At 35.2% G+C, this 21,218-nt stretch carries 19 protein-coding genes; 10 read left to right on the top strand and 9 right to left on the bottom strand.

The genetic code is table 11. The features are described from left to right. Nucleotides 1-6: 6 nt before the first annotated feature. The gene (locus K6119_RS14600; RefSeq protein WP_221832870.1) at nucleotides 7-2,580 is read right to left on the bottom strand and encodes a T9SS type A sorting domain-containing protein; all 2,574 of its coding nucleotides are present in this window, start codon (nucleotides 2,578-2,580) and stop codon (nucleotides 7-9) included. 178 nt (nucleotides 2,581-2,758) lie between these two features. Here K6119_RS14600 and K6119_RS14595 point away from each other — a divergent pair, with 178 nt between their 5' ends. Then, nucleotides 2,759-3,370 (top strand): hypothetical protein, encoded by a 612-nt coding sequence (locus tag K6119_RS14595; RefSeq protein ID WP_221832869.1) that lies wholly within the window; start codon nucleotides 2,759-2,761, stop codon nucleotides 3,368-3,370. Here the strand turns inward: K6119_RS14595 and K6119_RS14590 are convergent, their stop codons facing one another. Genes K6119_RS14590 through K6119_RS14570 form a run of 5 tightly spaced genes read right to left on the bottom strand, consistent with a single transcriptional unit; the run spans nucleotide 3,371 to nucleotide 7,023 of the window. Then, on the bottom strand, nucleotides 3,371-4,225 hold the full coding sequence (locus tag K6119_RS14590; RefSeq protein ID WP_221832868.1) for a hypothetical protein: 855 nt from the start codon (nucleotides 4,223-4,225) through the stop codon (nucleotides 3,371-3,373). A 17-nt stretch (nucleotides 4,226-4,242) separates the two neighbouring features. Then, nucleotides 4,243-4,533 carry a hypothetical protein gene (locus tag K6119_RS14585; RefSeq protein WP_221832867.1) on the bottom strand — a complete coding sequence of 97 codons (291 nt, stop codon included), beginning with the start codon at nucleotides 4,531-4,533 and terminating at the stop codon, nucleotides 4,243-4,245. After that, the gene (locus tag K6119_RS14580) at nucleotides 4,530-5,228 is read right to left on the bottom strand and encodes a hypothetical protein (protein WP_221832866.1); all 699 of its coding nucleotides are present in this window, start codon (nucleotides 5,226-5,228) and stop codon (nucleotides 4,530-4,532) included. The genes K6119_RS14585 and K6119_RS14580 overlap by 4 nt, the downstream gene beginning before the upstream one ends. Before the next feature lie 18 nt (nucleotides 5,229-5,246). Then, nucleotides 5,247-6,419, bottom strand: coding sequence for a hypothetical protein (locus K6119_RS14575; protein ID WP_237828029.1), 1,173 nt, complete (start codon nucleotides 6,417-6,419; stop codon nucleotides 5,247-5,249). Continuing rightward, the gene (locus K6119_RS14570; protein WP_221832864.1) at nucleotides 6,412-7,023 is read right to left on the bottom strand and encodes a hypothetical protein; all 612 of its coding nucleotides are present in this window, start codon (nucleotides 7,021-7,023) and stop codon (nucleotides 6,412-6,414) included. The genes K6119_RS14575 and K6119_RS14570 overlap by 8 nt, the downstream gene beginning before the upstream one ends. Before the next feature lie 149 nt (nucleotides 7,024-7,172). On the opposite strand from K6119_RS14570, the gene recJ reads away from it, so the two are divergent. Then, a complete protein-coding gene (gene recJ / locus K6119_RS14565; protein WP_221832863.1) occupies nucleotides 7,173-8,906 on the top strand; it encodes a single-stranded-DNA-specific exonuclease RecJ in 1,734 nt (577 codons plus the stop codon). A 97-nt stretch (nucleotides 8,907-9,003) separates the two neighbouring features. Here recJ and K6119_RS14560 read toward each other — a convergent pair whose 3' ends face one another. After that, the gene (locus K6119_RS14560) at nucleotides 9,004-9,861 is read right to left on the bottom strand and encodes a DUF3667 domain-containing protein (RefSeq protein WP_221832862.1); all 858 of its coding nucleotides are present in this window, start codon (nucleotides 9,859-9,861) and stop codon (nucleotides 9,004-9,006) included. A 53-nt stretch (nucleotides 9,862-9,914) separates the two neighbouring features. On the opposite strand from K6119_RS14560, the gene hutI reads away from it, so the two are divergent. The 8 genes from hutI (at nucleotide 9,915) to K6119_RS14520 (ending at nucleotide 18,027) form a co-directional block, all read left to right on the top strand. Further along, on the top strand, nucleotides 9,915-11,150 hold the full coding sequence (gene hutI, locus K6119_RS14555; RefSeq protein ID WP_221832861.1) for an imidazolonepropionase: 1,236 nt from the start codon (nucleotides 9,915-9,917) through the stop codon (nucleotides 11,148-11,150). After that, the gene (locus tag K6119_RS14550; protein WP_221832860.1) at nucleotides 11,150-11,374 is read left to right on the top strand and encodes a hypothetical protein; all 225 of its coding nucleotides are present in this window, start codon (nucleotides 11,150-11,152) and stop codon (nucleotides 11,372-11,374) included. The genes hutI and K6119_RS14550 overlap by 1 nt, the downstream gene beginning before the upstream one ends. Next, nucleotides 11,358-12,011, top strand: coding sequence for a DUF6498-containing protein (locus K6119_RS14545; RefSeq protein WP_221832859.1), 654 nt, complete (start codon nucleotides 11,358-11,360; stop codon nucleotides 12,009-12,011). The genes K6119_RS14550 and K6119_RS14545 overlap by 17 nt, the downstream gene beginning before the upstream one ends. Next, nucleotides 12,008-12,655: a hypothetical protein gene (locus K6119_RS14540; RefSeq protein ID WP_221832858.1), complete on the top strand. Its 648-nt coding sequence runs from the start codon at nucleotides 12,008-12,010 to the stop codon at nucleotides 12,653-12,655. Before K6119_RS14545 ends, K6119_RS14540 begins: the two co-directional genes overlap by 4 nt. A 119-nt stretch (nucleotides 12,656-12,774) precedes the next feature. Continuing rightward, the gene (gene gldA / locus K6119_RS14535; RefSeq protein ID WP_221832857.1) at nucleotides 12,775-13,677 is read left to right on the top strand and encodes a gliding motility-associated ABC transporter ATP-binding subunit GldA; all 903 of its coding nucleotides are present in this window, start codon (nucleotides 12,775-12,777) and stop codon (nucleotides 13,675-13,677) included. A gap of 2 nt (nucleotides 13,678-13,679) precedes the next feature. Further along, nucleotides 13,680-14,531: a hypothetical protein gene (locus tag K6119_RS14530; protein WP_221832856.1), complete on the top strand. Its 852-nt coding sequence runs from the start codon at nucleotides 13,680-13,682 to the stop codon at nucleotides 14,529-14,531. Between the two features lie 24 nt (nucleotides 14,532-14,555). Next, entirely contained in the window at nucleotides 14,556-16,637 is a 2,082-nt protein-coding gene (locus K6119_RS14525; protein WP_221832854.1) for a tetratricopeptide repeat protein, read from the top strand. A gap of 232 nt (nucleotides 16,638-16,869) precedes the next feature. Continuing rightward, nucleotides 16,870-18,027, top strand: coding sequence for a hypothetical protein (locus K6119_RS14520; protein WP_221832852.1), 1,158 nt, complete (start codon nucleotides 16,870-16,872; stop codon nucleotides 18,025-18,027). A gap of 69 nt (nucleotides 18,028-18,096) precedes the next feature. Here K6119_RS14520 and K6119_RS14515 read toward each other — a convergent pair whose 3' ends face one another. Both K6119_RS14515 and K6119_RS14510 read right to left on the bottom strand, forming a co-directional pair. Beyond that, nucleotides 18,097-19,119 carry an LIC11966 family surface protein gene (locus K6119_RS14515; RefSeq protein ID WP_221832850.1) on the bottom strand — a complete coding sequence of 341 codons (1,023 nt, stop codon included), beginning with the start codon at nucleotides 19,117-19,119 and terminating at the stop codon, nucleotides 18,097-18,099. Between the two features lie 4 nt (nucleotides 19,120-19,123). Next, entirely contained in the window at nucleotides 19,124-21,214 is a 2,091-nt protein-coding gene (locus tag K6119_RS14510) for a carboxy terminal-processing peptidase (RefSeq protein WP_221832848.1), read from the bottom strand. Between the last annotated feature and the right edge of the window lie 4 nt (nucleotides 21,215-21,218).

Raw genomic sequence — 21,218 nt, 5'->3', positions numbered from 1 at the left:
TTTCAGTTATTGTTTAATAACTTTTACGTCTTGTACATTTTTGTTGTTGATTACTCTAATAAAGTAAACACCATCAGCTAATTCACTCATATCAACTTGCATCAAATCTTGAGTGATATTTGAAATCTGAGTAATTAATTTCCCATTAACATCTACCAACTGAACTTGCGTATCTGTTCCTGGGTTCACTAATTGAATTTTCACAATATCAACAACCGGATTTGGATATACAAAAAGAAGTACTTCATTTTCATCCAAACCTGCGCAATCTTCAACAATGATATCCATGTTATCAGTAGTTACACAACCATTATTGTCAACACAAGAAACTGTAACTGTATTGTTACCAATTGATAATGTATCAGTTCCAATATAAATTAATTGACTTGTTTCACCGTTATACCAAGTGTAAGAATTGTATCCACCACCGGCATTTAAAACAACCAACTGATAGTTACAAACAGTTACATCTGAACCAAGGTTAACCTCTGTTACAACATTTACGTCAATATTGATTGTATCGAAACCAGGACATCCCAATGAATCTGTTACAACAACATCATAAGTACCAACAGCAGCTACATCAATTGTTTGAGTAGTTTCTGAAGTTGACCAAGTGTATGTATCCCATGTTCCAGGATCTAAAGTTAAAGGGCTGTTAGAACAGATAGTTGAATCTAATCCTAAATCAAAAGCCGGTTTTGAAACAACCAATGGAACTGCTGTTCTACAAGCAGTAGAACCTCCAGCTGAAGTAAACCAAACTGCATCACAAAATCCAGCAGTTTCAGTTGATCCTCCAAAAGAAGAACTAAATCCTTCATGGTGGAAGTACATTCTGTCATTTGCCGGATTGATTGTGAAACAACCTAGATCACTTAAACCAGAAAAATCTGCAACAGTCATTGTATTTCCAGAGTTAATTGAGTAACGCTCAATGTAATCTCCAAAATCTGATCTATATGATACTGAAATTTCTCCATTGTAAATTTCTGCAACACCCCAGAAAGCAATATTCTCAGTTGAAAATGCATTGATAGTTCCAGTTCCAAGATCAGTTACAAATCCAGTTCCTAAATCTATTTGATAGAAATTTTCATCTTGTGAAGTCCAGATAACAACTATTCCGTCTCCTGCAAAAATTCCAAAATCACCACTATTGTTATTTACTACAATCGGTGTAGAAAGCGCGATTGCTGAACCACTGTTAATAACCAAATCTTCATCCATTGGAGCAATATGCGAAATTGTATAATCTGTTCCCAAGTAAGTTCCACTAGGACCAGCTGTTCCGTTCCAAAGAGTATAAAGATCCCCATTTGAAATATCAGAGAAAATACCGTCTCTAATTGGTAGCGCAGTCCAAGCTCCTGCAAAATCTAAATCAATTCTTCCTGTTGCACCGTCTCCAACTACATAGAAATAATTTGGTGAGAACGCCACACCACTTCTGTCATCACCTGTAGTAGCATCATGATCAGAAATAACAAAATTCGTTGCCGTGATAGTATCAATAAATTCTGAAGGCGGAAGATCACCATAAAACAAGATGATATCTTGAGTAAGTGTATAGTTAATAACTGCACCTGTGTCTACAAATGCATTTGTTAATTGTGATTCAAACCAACCAATTCCAGGTCCTGATCCAGTAACAGTAACTGAACTGTCTTCACAAGCATAAATAGTAGCATCTGAAGGGGCAGATTCAACTACAAATTCTTGTGTTCCGGTTGAAGCACAAGCGTCACCTAAATTATAAGTAATTAAGTGTGTTCCTACACCAGCAGCAATAGGATCAAATGTTGATCCACTAGCTCCTGTTCCTGAAACTGTACCTCCAGCAGGAAGGAAATTTGGTGTAAATGAATCTCCGTTTGAACAGAAAGAAGTGTCACCAACAAATGAAATTGTTTGAGGAAAATGAACCTCTGCAACTACTTCTGAAGGAGCACCGTAACAGCTATTTGTAGCATCCCAAGCAGCTACCCAATAAGAAGTAGTAGTTGAAATAGTACCTGTAGTGTAAGTTGGACCACCATCTAAAGGAGCAACTGATGTATTTGCTGACGAGAACCAAGACAATGAATCAGTAGAAGTTGCCATCAATGTAAAATCACCTGAGTTACAAACTGGTGCAGGATCAATCACAGTAACTGGAGCAGCTCCTGTACATGACTCACAAGTAGACCAATAAGCTAAAACTCTAGTTGGGCCACCACCACAAGTTCCGGTACCTCCGCAACATGTTCCTAAATGAATTCTGGCAATTCCTGAAAAACCTGCTGTCCAAGTTAATTCAGACCCTAATCCACACCAATCATCATTAGATGTAATAGTATTATTTTGATCATCTGTTACAGTAAGATATGTATCCCCTGTGTATGATCCACCATTTTGACAATGGCTGAAAGTATAAGAACATCCAGAAGAAGCTTGAAATTCGTAGTATCCTCCTGTGGATGTAAATGTTTGCACTGAAATTCCCGGAGTTAAAAATCCTTGGGGATCAGTACATGTGCTTTGAGCTAAAACCCCAACATTGATAAGGGTAAGCGCACCAAAAAGTAACTTTTTAATCATAAATATTAGTTTATATTTTGGCGAATATAATCTGATTATTAATTAAAAATTAAGTCAACCGATAAATTAATTCGAGCAGTCGATATATGGTTGTAAAAATCAGATTGAATACTTAATTTATTTGTGTCAAATAGATTCTAAATTATTTCCATTAGCTTAGTTGAAAATTTTGAACACTATGCATTTAAGCAGAACAATCATTGCCATTTTAAGTGGAATTGGAATTATCTCAACTTTGATGCCTTGGTACTCAATTGATCAGGGAGCAATATTTGGTTTTGGAGGAATCGACGCAGCTATGTCTTTTGAAACCGGAATCACCGCTGGTGTAGGATATGTATCAATAATTCTTTATCTGGCATCTGCTTTTATTGTTGTTGTAGGAGACCGGAAACAACCGCTTCAACCCGGATTTCAAAAAATGGGTGTATTGGTGACAGCTGGTATATTAGTATTGTACCAAATTATTTTAATCAGCATTTATAAAATCCAAAATCATGTTGAACCGTCATATGGTTTATACATTTCATTTGCTGTATCGATATTATTAGTTCCTGTTCAGTTTTTCTTTAAAAAAGATGGTTCTGTAGGCATGCCTACCAAAGATGAAATTGAAGACAGCCTTGAAGAAAGTGCTGATATTATTGAAGATGTAGTGGAAGATATCTCGGATAGATTTGATAAGGATGACGAAGATAAAAAGGAAAAAGCTGAAGAAACTTCGACAGAATCAGATGCAGCTGAAGATCAGGAAAACTCATCCGAAGAAACAGAAAAACCTACCGAATAATCACATATATGGCTGCATTGCCACCGAGGAAGGCTGATTAACGTATTTATCAAAAAGGTTATAAAACAATTTATCACCTACTATTTCATCCAGGGATTTTACCATCATGTGAACGTTCTTGTCTTTCAACCTGCAACAATCTTGATACTTGGTGATTACAGAAGAAAGTGAAATGCTGAACTTTTTCTCCAATTCTTTGTCTGCTGTATAAAAATAACTTGCAGATCCCCAATACATATCTCCATAAATATGTTGTGATAACAAGCTATCTGAAATTTCAGCATGTGTTTTAGTAGAACTGTCATAAAACTTAAGTGATGCCACTATTCGCTTAGTATACATTTCATCAAACTCTTCTTGCGTGAATTGATTCATTGTAATCATAATTTTCCTACTTAAATAAGTCGCATATCCTTCGGCAAACCACTTGAATTTTTTCCCTACAAATGGAGCTGATAAATGAGATATTTCATGCGGTGCTGTCCAGTCTTCTATGAATTCATTATAAGGTCTATCAGGGTTCACATAAAAATGTACTCCTTGCACTTTGCCTCTGTCTGTATGCCCAAAAGTAACTGCCTTATTTCCACCCCTTGATGATTTGTGGAATACAATTTCAACATCAAATGGATATTGTCCTATTGTTTGGATGGTAGCTTCTCCTACTTCAATGATCCAATTTTTCAATTTCTCTTTCTGCTTTGCAGTAAAATCATCTTGAAAAACCCACATAAATTTTTGAGATCCAAATGGAGAAGTTGATAAATCATCCATCTCGGAAAGTACTTCCTGTTCTGTTACAACCTCTTCATCCTCTTGGTTAGATTGACAAGAACACAGAAAAATAATTGCCAAGAAAAAATAGAAACTCCCTAGAGAGACAAGGCTTGAAGGGTAACACCCAACATGTACGGAATTACTAAAAAAGGAAATGCTCTTCCCCAAAAATCCCATTTTTCTTGTTTCGATATTTTGCGAACTATCCATATATGAAGTGGCAAGACAACAACAATTGTAGAAAACAAAGTTATCATGACACCTTTACCAATCCAATAATTATCAATGATTTCTTCAGTTCCGACAAGAAACACAAGTGCCGAATTCAAATACAAATACGAGTATCCAACAATAAATGCACTAATTAAAACTAATACTCCTTTCATTCTGTAATTTTCAAATAATCGTCATATTGTTCAAGACAAATCTTAAAAACAAAAGACTCCCATTCTTCTTTTGAGGGCGTTAAGATAAAAGTTTTTAACCCTTTATCAGTTTGTTCTTTTCGCTTTTCAATTTTCTCAATGCTTTTTTCATCTTTTAGTGTAAAGCTTATATCATTCAAACTCAACCCACCGGCTTTCATTTTTATCACAACAACAGAAAAATACCCGTTATCTTCTACACTGAACATGGCATAAGTTTCTTTATTTACCATTATCAATTTGTTAGATGACACAATTTTGTCAAATAAGAATGTCTTTGCAGGTACCAGGAAAAAATAGTTATCTCCATCCAAGGCACAGGGTACTGAATCATTTTCAACAACTCCGTGTAACCAACCTTTATTCACCCTGTATTTTGAGTTTTCCCTTACCTCATCTCTGCTGATTGAAATAAGTCTGTTTTTTTCAATATAGATACCGGATTCATCTATTTTCAGATATTCACCAGCAGCTCTGCGCACTTCATGTTTAGGAATATCTGACAATTCATATTTACCATAAAACTGCGTTGGAATTGATTGAACTGAATTCAAATTCAAAATTCCTTGCTTATCAAAATAAAATGAAAAAACTTCTCCCTGGGTCATCCCCCAAAAAGCAGACGTCACTATTCCTAAAACCAATAATATCTTCATATCCTAAATTTAGCTATTTCATTTGGCGTACGACTCAATCGTCCAATGAAAATCATCCTTTAATGCGGGTAATCCTCTATACTCAATTTTCCTGCCACGAATAATATGACCGGTTTTCATATCCCTCAACTCTACAAACGTTTGTTCATCTTGTTGGTACAACTTAAATGCATAAACGATCAAATGATCTTTAGATTCGTTTTCTGCAGTAAAGATCTTATCAGATTTGTCAAACTTTATTTCATAACTCTCAAAATGATATCCGGAAAATTCAAAAATCAGAAAATTGCGGCGGTGAAAATAAAATCGTTCTAACCCCACATGCGAAGGCTCTTCATATTCATAAGCGCCATGTAACTCATGCCTGGGAAGATTATCATCTGAAAAATACCCTGTAGTAAGTGGAAATTTGATCGCCTCAATTAAAATCATTCCAATCACCAAAAATTTTAAAGACTTTCTAATAGGTGATTTGATGGATAATCTTTCTTCCTCCGCTAAAGCAACATTTTCTCTTTTAATAAGAAGGCAATACAAAGGTTTTAGCTGTGGAGACAAAGCCAATAAGGAGATAAAAAGCAAAAGAAAACTGTATAGCTTAACTGAAATGTCAAAGCCCAAATTAATGAGTAAAACATGAGTTAAAATTCCAACCGAAATCAATAAACCCAACACCCTTGTTTTTTTGAATAGTAACAGTGAGGCAGCTATCACTTCAATAACACCGGTAGCAATGCAGTATAATTTTGAAGTTCCCATAACACTCCAAAACAAAATATCCTTTTCCATCAAACCAAAAGGAGTATATGCAATGTTGGGCTCTGGTAGGTAGAATTGTGTTTTAAAAATTTTATCAAAACCGTAAACCATTAACCTGCTTGCCAAATAATAAACAATGATGATGCGTACCAGGCTTAGAAATTCTGGTTTTCTGCTTTCCCAACCGCTCCAAAAGTGATGAGCTACAACAATTAAAACACTTATCAGCATTAGGAAAAGTACGAGCGTATAAAGCGATTCTGTATCTGAAGAAAAATCAGTGATTTTTAAGTCAAACAAAGCAGGAATCCAACTAAAAATGAATTGAGAAATATCTTGCTGAAAGGGGAAAAAATGAAAAGATGCAGGTATAAAAACAATGGTCAGCAAGGCAAACCAATGCAGTATCTCATTGATTTTGTTTTTAAGCATATTGCTCAAAAGTACTGTTTTTAAAATGCGCTCTTCTCCAATTAATCAAGTAAATAATCACTGAAAGCATAACGACAAATACAATGGCAATTGGAATTCCGTAATTATTATTTTGTTTGGTTCCGTCTTCATTTAAAACTGGAGGAACGCTATCCTGATCATTCTTTTTTTGTTCTTCAATTTGATCAAAACCTATAAAAACAGTGCTATCAATGTTATTAGAAAAATGAAAATCTCTTTTTACCACATCTTTAATACTGTCCTTGTTTCCGCATGTCCACAGTGGGTGATTATAAACAGTATCTGTTCCTTCTTTCCAAATTGAAGGATCAATATGTGGACGATACTCATCTTTACATTTATCTGTAGTTACCAAAATAGCCGTTGAATCATTTACCTTCACCACAGTATCCAATTGGGCAAATTGAACAATTTTTCTGGGTGCCATTCCCAGGTTGTGCGGTTCCATATCAAATGAATTACTTTCTATGGCAGAAATAAAATAATTCATGTTGCCACTATGGCTTTTAAATGCAATCAATTTTGTTTGGGCATTTCCGTAAAAAGCAAAGAATAAAAACGAGGTAGCAAGTAAACATTTCATAGTGGCGGTATAACGGCAATTAAAAGTTAAGTTACTTAAAAACTAACGATTAAAATTTCATTATCTTGCAGCCGTCTAACATTATTTGGTAGGCAAACTCGCGCAGGTGGATTTACATCCATCAAAAAACATAAAATTTCTTATACAGTATGAATAAAAGATGGGTATTCAAAGCAGCACCCGAGCGGGAGTCAGTTGCCAAATTAATTGAAGAAGTAGGAGTTTCAAGACCCTTAGCCGTGATCATGGCGCAAAGGGGAATTCAAAATTTTGACGAGGCAAAAGCCTTTTTTAGGCCCGAAATTTCAGATCTGCATGACCCATTTTTAATGGAGGGTATGGAAGCTGCAGTCAATAGAATTGAACAGGCTATTGCAGCCAATGAAAATATTTTGATTTATGGTGATTATGATGTAGACGGAACCTCTTCTGTAGCACTTGTGTACAGTTATTTAACCAGAACCTATGAACAGGTTGGATATTATATTCCGGATAGATATGCAGAGGGATATGGGGTTTCTGAACAGGGAATTGAATTTGCATCTGACAACAGTTTCTCCTTAATTATCGCATTGGATTGTGGGACTAAAGCTGTTGATCTCATTGCCAAAGCCAAAGAAGAAGGAATAGATTTTATAGTATGTGATCATCACACCCCGGGAAGAGAATTACCTGATGCCATTTTACTCAATCCTAAACAAGAAGCTTGCAATTATCCATACAAAGAACTTTGTGGATGTGGAATAGGATTTAAACTAGTGCAGGGAATTCAGCAATCCAGAGGAGAGGATTTTGATGAAATATATGATTTGTTGGATTTAGTGATGGTAGCCATTGGAGCCGACATTGTTCCCATTACCGGCGAAAACAGAATTTTGGCTTATTACGGTTTGCATGTTCTCAATAATAATCCCCGAATTGGTTTTAAGCAACTTTTAATGTTGGCCAACAAAACAGGAGAGTTATCTGTGACGGATGTGGTATTTACCATTGCTCCCAGAATAAATGCAGCAGGTAGAATTGATTCAGGTAATAAAGCTGTTGAATTGTTATTGGCGGATACAGTTGATGAAGTTGAAGAAATTAGTCTTCTAATAAATCAACACAACGAGGTAAGAAAAGGACTTGACAAGGATATTACCAATCAGGCACTTGAAATGATTGCCAATGATCCGGCATTATTAAATGCCAAATCAACAGTTGTTTTTAATGAAGGATGGCACAAAGGAGTTGTTGGAATTGTTGCTTCCAGATTGACGGAAAATTACTACAGACCAACAATTGTCTTAACCGAGTCTAATGGAATGGCAGTAGGCTCTGCAAGATCTGTTAAAGGTTTTAATGTGTATGACGCAATAGATGAATGTTCAGATTTATTGGAACAATTTGGCGGACATTTTTACGCAGCAGGATTAACACTTCCTTTAGAAAATATTGAAGCTTTTAGAAATAAGTTTGAATCTGTAGTAAGCAATTATATTACAAAAAAACAATTGACACCTGAAATTGAAATTGACTGTGAAATTGATTTTAGAGATATTTTTCTTGAGCAAAGAGGAGGAATTCCAAGATTTTATCGGGTGATGAAACAACTGGCTCCCTTTGGACCCGGCAATATGCGACCTGTTTTTGTTACAAGAAATGTGAAGGATGCAGGTGGATCACGTGTATTAAAAGATGAACATCTAAAATTATCTTTAAAGCAAGATGAATACTCAGATATTACTGTAAATGCAATAGCCTTTGGAATGGCCGAATGGTATAATGCACTTCAGTATGGCGCTATTGACATTGTCTACACAATTGAAGAAAACAACTGGAATGGTAATGTCAGCTTACAGTTGGTAATAAAGGACATTAAAGAAAGTAAACCTCCTTTGTAAACTAAATGACAATGTGGCAATACTCCAGCTATTTCGATAGTAATGAAAACCGCTATAGTCGTTTCGTCCCAATAGCTATAGGGAGCAGAGAAGAAACCTAATACAAATAAACCGTCCACCCTATTGTTACGGCTGCAAATGCCAAAAACAATAAAAGATAAACCAGAGTAATGAATATCGTTTTAAGAACTGAAACGGAATAAGGGATATTATAGAATCGTTTTAAACCAAACACCAAATAAACCACAATACCCAGGTATCCAATTAGCAATGGTAATCCGTTAGCGGTAAGCTTCATTCCTACAAATGAAAGCAGCTGAATCAGAAATATAAAAGAATGAAAATATAATCCGTAAATGATATGCTCAATGTAGTACATATCTTTCTTTCTGAAAAACAGCTTTAACACCAATCCAAATACAGGTATGAATAAGAAAAACATAAATGAAATGTTGTTTCTCAAATAAGCCATAAACGAACCTGATTCTACATTAATTCGAATAGATTGTTTGGTCATATGTCTCCAAAAATCGTTCTCAACATTAGCAACAGAAGGAATTTGCTCTAATTCATCATTTTCAATCATCAAAATCAGTTCATCTTTTGAATAAGCCTCAATTTCTTCACCCATTTGAATTTGGAACATGCTGTCTTCATTGTTTTGTCCACCAAAAAAAGAAAGGGTTAAAAAGAATAAAACAGAACAGAAAATGTACATTCTCAATGGAGCAACATACGATTTACGCTTTCCATCAATGTACTTTAAAGAGACAAATCCAGGCTTGGTAAATAACGGTCCTAATGTTCTAAAAAGCTTAGAATCCCAAGACAAATAAGCATTGGCCAACTCACCTAAAAGTACCTTCAGAGATAAATTCTCCAGGTTTTTTTGACCACAGTTTGCACAAAACTTGTCTTCTACATTATTGCTATATCCACAATTCTTACAGTCCATTATTCAAATTCACTGATTACAACAAAGATTAAAATAATTCGCAATTTTGTAGCATGAGCAAACTTCTTATCAAAAACATCAAGGGATTAGTTGGGATTTTAGAAAACAATTCAGCACCTCTTAAAGGCAAAGAATTAGGGAAACTAGAGACAATTGAAGATGCATTTTTAGCTGTAGAAGATGGCAGAATCTCAATGTATGGAAAAATGCAAGATTTAGCCGGAATTACAGATTGGAGTGATTTAGAAGTAATTGATGCAGAAGGAAAATACGTGTTACCGGCATTTTGTGATTCGCATTCTCATCTCGTATTTGCGAAAACTCGAGAAGAAGAATTTGTAGATAGAATCAAAGGACTTTCATACGAAGAGATAGGTAAAAAAGGAGGAGGAATATTGAATTCGGCTAGAAAATTGGCCGATATGTCTGAAGTACAATTGGTAGAAGATGCTTTAAAAAGATTAGAACTAATTAAAAGTACCGGAACAGGTGCCATTGAAATAAAAAGTGGATATGGTTTATCTACCGAAGCTGAGTTGAAAATGTTGAGAGTGATTAAAACCCTCAAAGAGAAATCTGATGTAAGTATCAAGGCAACTTTTTTAGGAGCTCATGCTTTTCCTACTGAGTACAAAGACAATCAGGACGGATATGTAGACTTGCTGATCAATGAAATGCTACCAAAAATTGCTGCAGAAAATTTAGCGGAATACATTGATGTTTTTTGCGAACGAAATTACTTCACAGCTGAACAAACAGATCGCATTTTAGAAGCCGGAGTGAAAGCAGGATTAAAACCAAAAATCCACGTTAATCAGTTTTCTGTAATGGGAGGAATTAGCGTTGGAGTTAAACACAATGCAGTTTCAGTTGATCATTTGGAGGAATTATCAGATGAAGATGTAGCCGTTTTAAAAAACGCTAAAACAATTGCAACAGCATTACCAAGTTGCTCATTCTTTTTATCTATTCCGTATACTCCAATAAGAAAGTTAATTGACAACAATGTTGCCTGTGCTTTAGCTACAGATTACAATCCGGGATCTACTCCGAGTGGAAATATGCTTTTTGTTAATTCCTTGGCTTGTATAAAAATGAAAATGACGCCTGAAGAGGCAATCAATGCAACGACAATTAATGGAGCTTATGCCATGGAATTGGGAGATGAACTAGGATCGATAACCGTAGGTAAAAAAGCCAACTTAATTATCACCAAAACAATGCCGTCTTTGGATTATTTGGCCTACTCTTTTGGAGAAAATGTTGTTGAGCGCACTATCTTGTCGTAGTGAAAAGATTTGTTGAAATACTCATTGCAGCTTTTGGAGGTTATCTTCTTTTACAGGTCTACATTTGGTCAGGATTGGGAGACAACAGCATGAGTTGGAGAGCTATAGCCGGAATCGGGGTTTCTGCCTTTGGACTATTTATTTCTGCAACGTACTATATCAAAAAGTGGATCTATAAAAAAGGTGACAAACCAAAAGAGAAGAAAAATGATCAAGGTTTCTAGCCTAAAAAGAACATCTGTCTACTCTATTGTAGGGATGAACGTAATCATTATTCTTTTGGCCATTATAATGAAATGGACCCTCTTTGATTTGCTTTTTGCTTATTGGGTGGAAAACTTATCTGTTGGGATCTTTAACATCATGAAAATGATAAAATCTCAAGGCGGAATTGATGATAGTTCAGAAGGCTCTGCTGTTCCGGCAGGATGTTTGAAAATTTTCATGGTTCCATTTTTCCTGGTGCATTTTTTTGGATTTTGTTTCGGACATTTATTGGCTATTTTGTCCTTGTATTCGGGACAATTAAATGGATGGGACGGTCATATTCCGGACATTATCAACTACATTGATCCATCTACTTTTTTAATAGCTTTTGTTATGACCATGATCTCTCATGGTGTGAGTTTTGCCACCAACTTTATTGGTAAAAAGGAATATGAAAAAGCTACAATTGTAAAACTTATGTTTGCTCCTTACAAGAGAATTGTTTTGGTGCATTTGGTAATCATTGCAGGCGCCTTTTTATTGGTAGCCAAGGGAGATATTCAATCAGTGTTATTATTAATTCCATTTTTCGCAGCAAAATTGATCCTAGACATCATTCTTCATTTGCGCGAGCATAGAGAAACAGCGATATGAGAAATTTCCTTTTAGTTCCAATAATATTATTGATTACTTCTTGTACATCTCAAGATAAGAATGGACAAGAAATTTCAAAAAATGAAACAGAAATTGATTCTACCATTACTGAGCAAAAAGTGGGACCACTAGATCAAATCGATTGCATTTTTAACTTGAAAATGGAAGAAGCAGAACAATTAATCCCATCTAGCTTTGACATTAATGAAATTGAAGTTTATGAGGGTCAATGGCCAGCTTTTGTAGTTCAGCAAAACGAGGAGGATATATTGCGATTTGAAGCTTCTGGATTACAACAAATACCAGTAAGAATAATATTTTTCCAAGGTAAGGTTGTCATCAAAGGAGATACCTTGAGACCAGGTGATAACATCTTGCTTTCAGACCATCCAAACATTCAATTAAAAGTTGAAACCGGTGATTTTTATTATTTATTAGATGAGAGCTTTACAATTGAATGTGAGCAGTATTTTGATGAAAATGATATTGACGAAGTATCAGCAGCTGATAGTACATATAGCATTGGAATTGATGAAGTTTTTAGTAGATACGCAATCAAAAACCCGGTAATTAAGTCTATCTCAGTAAACCGCAAGATTTTCGACCAAGAAAATAGTTGTGATGATTGGGAGTATATGTATTGATTTAAATAACAATAATCAACGCTATTCACTTTATTGTTTTGACATTTTAAGAAATGAAACGTAATTTTTGCTTTTAAATCCGTTACTTTCGTATAAGTATCATTAAAACACCACTATTTGTGTCAATTGAGGTAAAAAATACATTTAAGTACTACGGAGAACAAGCTGCGTTAAATGACGTTAGTTTTAGTATCAAATCAGGAGAAATTGTTGGGTTTTTAGGACCCAATGGTGCAGGAAAATCTACTATGATGAAAATCATCACTTGCTTTATTCCTAAATCTGCAGGAGAAGTTAAAGTTTGTGGTTTAGATGTAGAAGAAGATGGAATTGAAGTGAGAAAAAAAGTAGGATATCTGCCTGAACACAATCCACTTTACCTTGACATGTATGTTAAAGAATATCTTCATTTTGTTGCAGGAATCTATAAGGTAAGCAACAAAAAAGAGAAGGTTGAGGAGATGATTAAAATGGTGGGGTTAGTCAAAGAACAAAACAAAAAAATAGGCGCTTTGTCCAAAGGATATCGTCAAAGAGTTGGATTAGCTGCTGCTATTATTCATGATCCTGAAGTGTTGATTTTAGATGAACCAACTACCGGATTAGATCCAAACCAATTGGCAGAGATTAGACAATTAATTTCAGATATCGGAAAAACAAAAACGGTAATGCTGTCTACGCATATCATGCAAGAAGTAGAAGCCATTTGTGATAGAGTAATTATCATTAATGAAGGTAAAATTGTTGCTGATAATAAAACAGCTGATATCCAAAAACCGGAAGCTGAAAAGCAAACCATTTTCGTTGAATTTAACGAAGCTACATCTAAAAATGCACTAAAGAAAATCAATGGTGTTATCACCGTTCAAAATGTAGCAGAAAATCAATGGTTAATTGAAGCTAGTGGAGATATAAGAACTGATATTGCCAAGTTTGCACAACAAAATAACCTACTTACACTTACCATGAGATTAGAAGCTAAACGCATGGAAGAGGTATTTAAAGAATTGACAAAAGGCTAATCATGATTCGTTCCCTGCTCTTTTCATCTTTACTGTTACTTGCATTTTCTTGCTCTACTGAAAAAGAGGAAGAAGGCGGACAGATAATGACTTATGAAAGTGAGGATATTGAAGTTGAAAACCCTGAGGAAACTGAACAACCAACTGTAACAGAAGGTGAACATTACACCCAGGTAATTTCAGCCAATATTGGACTTTATCAGGAGTTGGCTATCATGATTCTTGAAATCAGTCCGGTTGAAGAAAACGGCACACATCCGGTGAATGGCTATTACTACTATATCGCTCACCAAAAACCACTTGATCTCAAAGGACACTATAACCCTGCCTCAGAAATGTACATTCTGGATGAAACTTATAAGGGTAAAAAATCTGGTCACATGGAGTTTAAAGTCAATGATGATTCAGACCAGTCATTTTGGTGCGTAAATCTAGATTCAGAACATCAAGATTTCAATTCTAAAGAGTTATACTATGAAGAGTCAGCCAATTTTGTTTTAGAAATTGAGAAGGATAAATACGAATGGATTCATCCCATTGATATGTACATGGGCGAAGAGGAAGGTTTTGTTGAAGAGGAAGTTGAAGATGAATTTAATTTCGCCATTGTCAATAATGAGTATATCCTATTTGATATTAATAAAACGGGTAGAAATGGACATCTGGCAATTGCAAACGGATTTGCAAAAATAAATGACGGTATTGCCATTTGGGATGCACCGGACGATTATACTACTTGCCAAATTAAAATGAACTTGACCAAATCAGGTGAAGTTACAGTTACCGAAGAAAAACTTTGTGAGGGATTCAGAGGGTTCAATGCATCATTTGACGGTACTTTTACTAAGAACTAATTCCTTTTTGTACTTTTGAATCCCATGATTAAAAAGCTCATATTTAGCCTTTTGTTTTTTCCTGCGCTTTGTTTTGGACAAGAATTCTCTGCTTCCAAACAAGCAAGGTTAGATTCATTGACAGATTTAACGGTTAACGGAGCTCATGACACCATTAAAATTCAGGGATGGTTAGGCCTGGTAGATCAACTTTACATTTACAATGTAGATACCATTATTGGTTTTTCGCAAAAAGCCCTTGAACTTGCTGAAAGTAATCTCAAAAAACCTAACCTCAGCGAAACAGAAACCTTCTTTTTTAAAAGTGCCAAGGCAGATGCCATCTCTAATACCGGATATGTCTATGTTCAAAAAGGTGATTACAGACAAGGACTAGAATTATATCTTGAATCCCTGAAATTAAGAGAGGAAATCAACGACCAAAAAGGAATTTCAAGTGCTTATAACAACATTGCATCTGTACACAACGCAATGAAAGACCCTGAAACAGCTTTGAAGTATTACAAAAAGTCTTTAGCACTTAGAATTGAATTTGGAAATCTGGGTGAGCAAGCTTTGGCATATAACAATGTAGGCTATACTTTCCAGCACATGGGCGAATTAGATTCAGCTTTGTGGTATTATCAAAAGAGCCATGACTTGTATGAAGAAGATGGTCAAAAACTCAGACGTGCAATGACCATTGCCAATATGGGTACTATTTATCGCGATATGGGAGAATATGATACAGCAATGGTTTATCTTCAAAACTCCCTTGAAATTCGAAAAAAGTACAGTTCTAAATCAGGCTTATTTTACTCTATGTACAACATAGCAGATTTGTATATGTTGATGGGGGACTACAAGAAGGCAAAACCTTATGCTTTTGAAAGTGCAGAGATTGCTTCTAGCTCAAGTAATCCCAGACAACAAATGAGAGCTGCCAGAATGTTATATCTCACCTATAAACACATGGGAGAATATAAGAAAAGCTTGAATGAACTTGAAAAATACAATACCCTGAAGGATAGCATCAATAATGAAGAATTACGCAATGATTTAATTCGTCAGGAATATGAATACGAATACGATAAAAAAACGCTTCAAGATTCTTTGAAAGCTGCAGAACAACAAAAAGTGGATGACGCTTTATTGGAGGCAGAAAAGGCAGAAAATGAAAGAAGAAAAACACAAGCCTACTTTTTATATGTGGTGCTCGCTTTGGTTTTAATAAGTGGATTTTTTATTCTCAATCGTTTTCTATTGACAAAAAAACAAAAGAATCAAATTGAAGAACAAAAGCTTGTGGTAGAGGAAAAAAACAGAGAAATCCTCGATTCAATCACATACGCAAAAGGAATTCAGGAAGCTATATTAACTGCTGAAGATCGACTTCAATCACTATTAAAAGACCATTTTGTTTTTTACCAACCAAAAGACATTGTTGCAGGGGATTTTTATTGGGCGGATGAAATTGATGGAAAAGTAGTTTTTGCTGCTGCAGATTGCACAGGACACGGAGTTCCGGGTGCAATGGTATCAGTAGTTTGTCACAATGCGTTACACAGATCTATTCACGAATTTGGCTTGAAAGAACCTGGTGCCATTCTTGATAAAACAAGAGAAATGGTTATAGAAACTTTACAGGGAACCCAAAGAAATGTGAAAGACGGAATGGACATTGCGCTTTGTCTATTGGACAGAGAAAATATGCAATTAGCATTTTCAGGGGCCAACAACAACCTTTATTTGCTTCGCAAAGGAAATCATCAAAGTGATTCAGATTTTGAAAATGTAATGATAGATGCAACGGAGTCTTATAGCTTAATTGAAGTGAAAGCTGATAAACAACCGGTGGGTATCTTTGATGGTGCTCAACCTTTCAATTCGGTAAATATTTCTTTGCAAAACGGAGATCAAATTTTTGTTTTTACGGATGGATATCCCGATCAGTTTGGAGGGCCAAAGGGGAAAAAATTCAAATACAAACCGCTAAAAGAACTGATTCTTTCATCTGCCACGGACTCGACTAATGATCAAAAATCATTGTTAATTACCAAATTAAACCACTGGATGAAAGACTACGAGCAAGTGGATGACATCTGCATTATTGGCGTAAAAGTGTAATTTATTTGTCCTTTTTGATCTAAAATCAAGCAAATTAGTCGACAATTTTACTATGCTTGCCTAAAAAATACACTCCTTTTTAAATCGTTTAAGTTATTATTCAAAAAAAGGCTCAATCCCTTTATTTATAAGCCTTAAACAAGTTTGCATCCTCCCTATTTTCAAGCGAAATTTATTTTGATCCATCATATAGTTTTTGTAAATTATATATGAACCAATTAATCCATACCCTATGAAAACCTCAAATTTTCTATTAGCATTTTTTTCATTCTTTGGTATATGGACAAACGCACAATCTGCAGATATGAAACTGCATCCTTCAATCGTATCCCCTCAAAGTGGATGCGGATTGAGTACCAATGAATCTATTACCGTCTTTATTGTCAATGTATCAACAGTTCCTTTTACAGATACTGTTGTATTTGGCTATTCTTTAGACGGTGGATCTGCCCACTACGAATCGGTAAATATTACCTATATGGGACCGAACACCAATTACTTTCATTCATTTATGGGAGGAATTGATCTGTCAGCATGTCAAGAGCATGACCTAAAAATATGGGCTAAAGCTCAATATGACCCCAATGCGACAAATGATACAGTAAACGTAATAATTCAATCTGACTGCCCTCCGATTGCAGGTGCTATTGTTGGACCTTCTGACTTATGCATTGAAAATCAAGACAGTTTATTTGTCTCTAACTACAACGGAAGTATTTCACATTGGGAAACTTCCGTTGATGGCGGAAACAACTGGAATACTGTTGCATCAACTAACAGTTATTTTGAATTGTCAGGAATTATAAATCCTACACTCATTCACGCAGTCACCATTTCACAGTACGGCTATTGTCCTGGTGTGAACTCAAATGATCATAGTATCAACACAGTTCATATCCCAATAAGCAGTATTGCTCCGGATGCACAGATATATGAAGGAGACACCATACAATTGGATGTCACGGGCGGAGTATCACAAGTATGGTCTCCCAACTACAATATTGACAACATTGCCATTGCAGATCCTTTGGTTTGGCCCGCAATTGACACCACTTATGTAGTAACTGTGACGGATGCATACGGATGCGTACAATCAGCTGATGTGCATGTAGATGTGTTTCCTGCAACTTCCGTTACTGCTCCTGAAAATGAAGTGAGTATTGTCATACCTACACTCATAGACAAAAATGTATTTTGGCAAATTCAACATTTAGGAGACTTCCCACAACATTTGTTAAACATATATGACATCAATGGAAAACTCTTATACACAAGCACCTCTTACAAGCAAAATTGGTCGTTCAATAATGCAGGATTGTACCTGTACACCCTTGAACTAAATGACGGTAATTTCAGAGAACCTTTAACTGGCAAAATTGTCGTGCGTTAAGCTTAAAGGGGCGCATACAAAAAGAGAGATGAATTATCATCTCTCTTTCTTTTTTAAAATATCTATAAGCTATTTAGGTACATGCTTATCAAGGAAATTCTCTACAGCATTATTCCAATCCTGTATTTTGGCTTGACGAAACTGAAACATGTACTGATTTGCTTCATTGTACTTTGTTCCGGCTGCATTAGATTCCTTCACCGCATTATTGTACTGGTCAATATCTTCTTGAGTACGATCCTTTTCTTTTTTCTGCTCAAAAGATTTTCTAATCGTCTCAAAATTCTCGGTTTTAATAAAGTAGTCCGTAATATGAGGAATCTGATTTGCAGTTATATCTTGATAGAATTCAAGCAAATTAGATCCGGCTTTGATCAATGAATTATCACCTTTAAACGGGCTTAAGGTTTTGATTTTTTCTAATCCTTCAGCTGCATTTGCTTCTAAGGCACTTTTATTTTGCTCAATTGCACTAACATCACCTTTAGCAATGGCATCTGCCAAATACAAATCCTGTACATAACTCTTAAAAAAGATCAAGTAAAGCACATTATAGTAATCGTACACTTCATTGGCCACTTCCATCTTTTGCGTAAGTTCATCAGATGCTTTTGACAACTCAACATTGAATTCTTTTGCAAAGGCATCTTGAACTTCCCCTAACATTTTAGAAGCATCTCCCAATTTATTATTGGCTTCTTCTTTGGCCATCATGTAGGCTTCCATTGCATCATATGACTTTTCTGCAATTTCTTCCATGTTAACAATTTTGGCGTAATCCTCTTTTAGTACCAGGTAATATATATTCAAAAATGAAACAACTGAATCACGATAAGCTGTATTGCCTTCCCATGATTTCATCATTTTTACATTCCCTTTTGCTTTATAAGTAGTTTCAATCAAAGCCATTCTCAGCTTTTCTACCTTATTTGCATTTTTACCATGAGATGCTGCAGAAGTGTATTCCCACATCTCTTTTTGAATGTTTTTGTATTGCTCTCCAATGAGATCCATATACTCACCTGCATGTGCCTGACCAAAAGTCAGCTGAGTTGAAAACAAAAACAAGCATAAAATTCCCAGATATTTCATAAGTCTATTTTGAGTTAATATAATCCACTAATATATGATAAGCTTCTGCAATATACATGTCCTCCGATACATTTTGTAGATACTTTTTATTCAGTTCGGATCTGTATTCATTTATCTTCATTATCTCCGCATCAAATTGATTATTTTGAACTTGAAAATCATTTGAAGGAGTAAATTCTTCAGAAAACAACTGATCATAAAGCAATGTAATGGCCTTTTCATTTTGCTGATAAGAGGCCAGGTCAAGAGGTGTAATTTCTTTGTAGGATGTAAAATTTTGAATGGAATCAATTACATCACATAACTCCTGGTAAAACACATTTTGATCTAACCTAAACTTACTGTTTGATTGCAATTGTGATAAAGGAAATTCAGCTAATGGAGTATAGTACATCTTTTTCTCGATCTTATCCTTTTCTAATGCCATTTCATTTATCGCCTCTCTATACTCATACAATTCATAATAATCTCTCATTACTACATCCGGTACCACTCCTTCTTTTTGATGTGTTTCATTCGTTATTCGATAGAATTTAGAACGCGTAATTTTTAAAAATCCAAATTCAGTATTAACTGATGATGGATCATCCAAAAGCATGCTAAAAGTTGGATCTAAAGGCATAATTACCTGTCCGGTAGATTTACCGTAAGTTTGAGATCCCACAATAATTGCGCGATTATAATCTTGCATTGTAGCAGAAAATATCTCTGATGCTGATGCCGACAAACCATTTACCAAAATCACTAAAGGTCCCAGATAAATAGCACCTTTATTCATGTCTTTTAAGGTCGTTTCTTCTCCATACTTGTTGCGCTCTACAGCAATTGGCCCATAATTGATAAAGATTCCGGCCAAGTCAACCGCCTCTTTAAGTGATCCACCTCCATTGTTTCGCAAGTCCAATATTAATCCATCAATACTTTCTTTCTTGAGTTTTACGATATTCTTTGCCACATCATTTGCACAACCTAAGCCTTGATTTTCAGCATCCCAATCAGTATAAAAGTCGGGTAAAGTGATGTATCCAATCTTTTTGTCGCCATTTAAAATCACGCTTTTGATCACATCATTATCATCATAAATCTGAGTTTTAGTCAAGGTCACAGTTTCAATTAAGCCACTGGCCTTTTTCAATTTTAATTCAATTGTTTCTGCATTAGAAGCATTGAACAGCAACATCAATTCATTTAAGGTCAAGACCGTAGCATCTATCAACTTTTCCTTTCCAAACCTTACAGATAAAATCTGATCGTCTTTATTAATGGCATTTGACATCCATGCAGCTCCTCCCGGGGTTAATCCTGCAATCAATATTTTTCCAGAACCATCTTCTTTCAATGAAAAACCAAATGCATAATTGTCTTTGGATAACTCAGCCTCAAACTGTTCTTTTTCTATATCTGAAAAATAGGAAGTATGCGGATCATAATATCCTGCCAAATCATCCAGGTAAAAAGTAGCTAAATACTCTTTATAACCTGCCGGATGTTTAGTGATTGATGAAATTTCAAATAGCTCATGCTTCTTTACTTCTTCTGCCGCTTCGGGCAAATACATTTTTAAAGAATCAAGCGTTGTAGTAGTTGGATTACTCAGATAATAACCATCAAACAACTCTTCTAAAACGGAAGATTTAAGCCATTTGCGCCATCTATCTTTTAGTTGCGATAAATCACTTAAATAAACAGTGGTGTCAATGCTAACATCAATGACCTCCTTTTTATTAAAATCAAATCCTTTTTCAAACTGTCCATTGATAATTTTCTCTACTTCCAACAGTCTGTTGTGATAGATTTCTACCGCTTCATCAAAAAACTGTGATGTTTTATTTTGAATTTGATCATCTATTTCAAGCTCAAATCGCTTTAATTGATCAATGTCTTCTTTCAAATAGTAAAAACCAGTTGGATCTATTGATTCAATAAATTCCCAAAAAAGCCACTTAGATAAGGCATCATCCAAAGGTTTAGCTTCATAGTGATACTTTGAAATTAATCTATCAATTGCATTAGCAGTTTCACCTACTTTTGAAGTTTGACCAAATGCTGAAAAAGTCAGCAAAAACAAGAAGTATACTACTATTTTGTTTATCATGTCA

The sequence above is a fragment of the Paracrocinitomix mangrovi genome (genome assembly GCF_019740355.2).
GTDB classification, from domain to species: domain Bacteria; phylum Bacteroidota; class Bacteroidia; order Flavobacteriales_D; family Crocinitomicaceae; genus Paracrocinitomix; species Paracrocinitomix mangrovi.
This window is presented reverse-complemented; position numbering and strand designations above follow the sequence as displayed.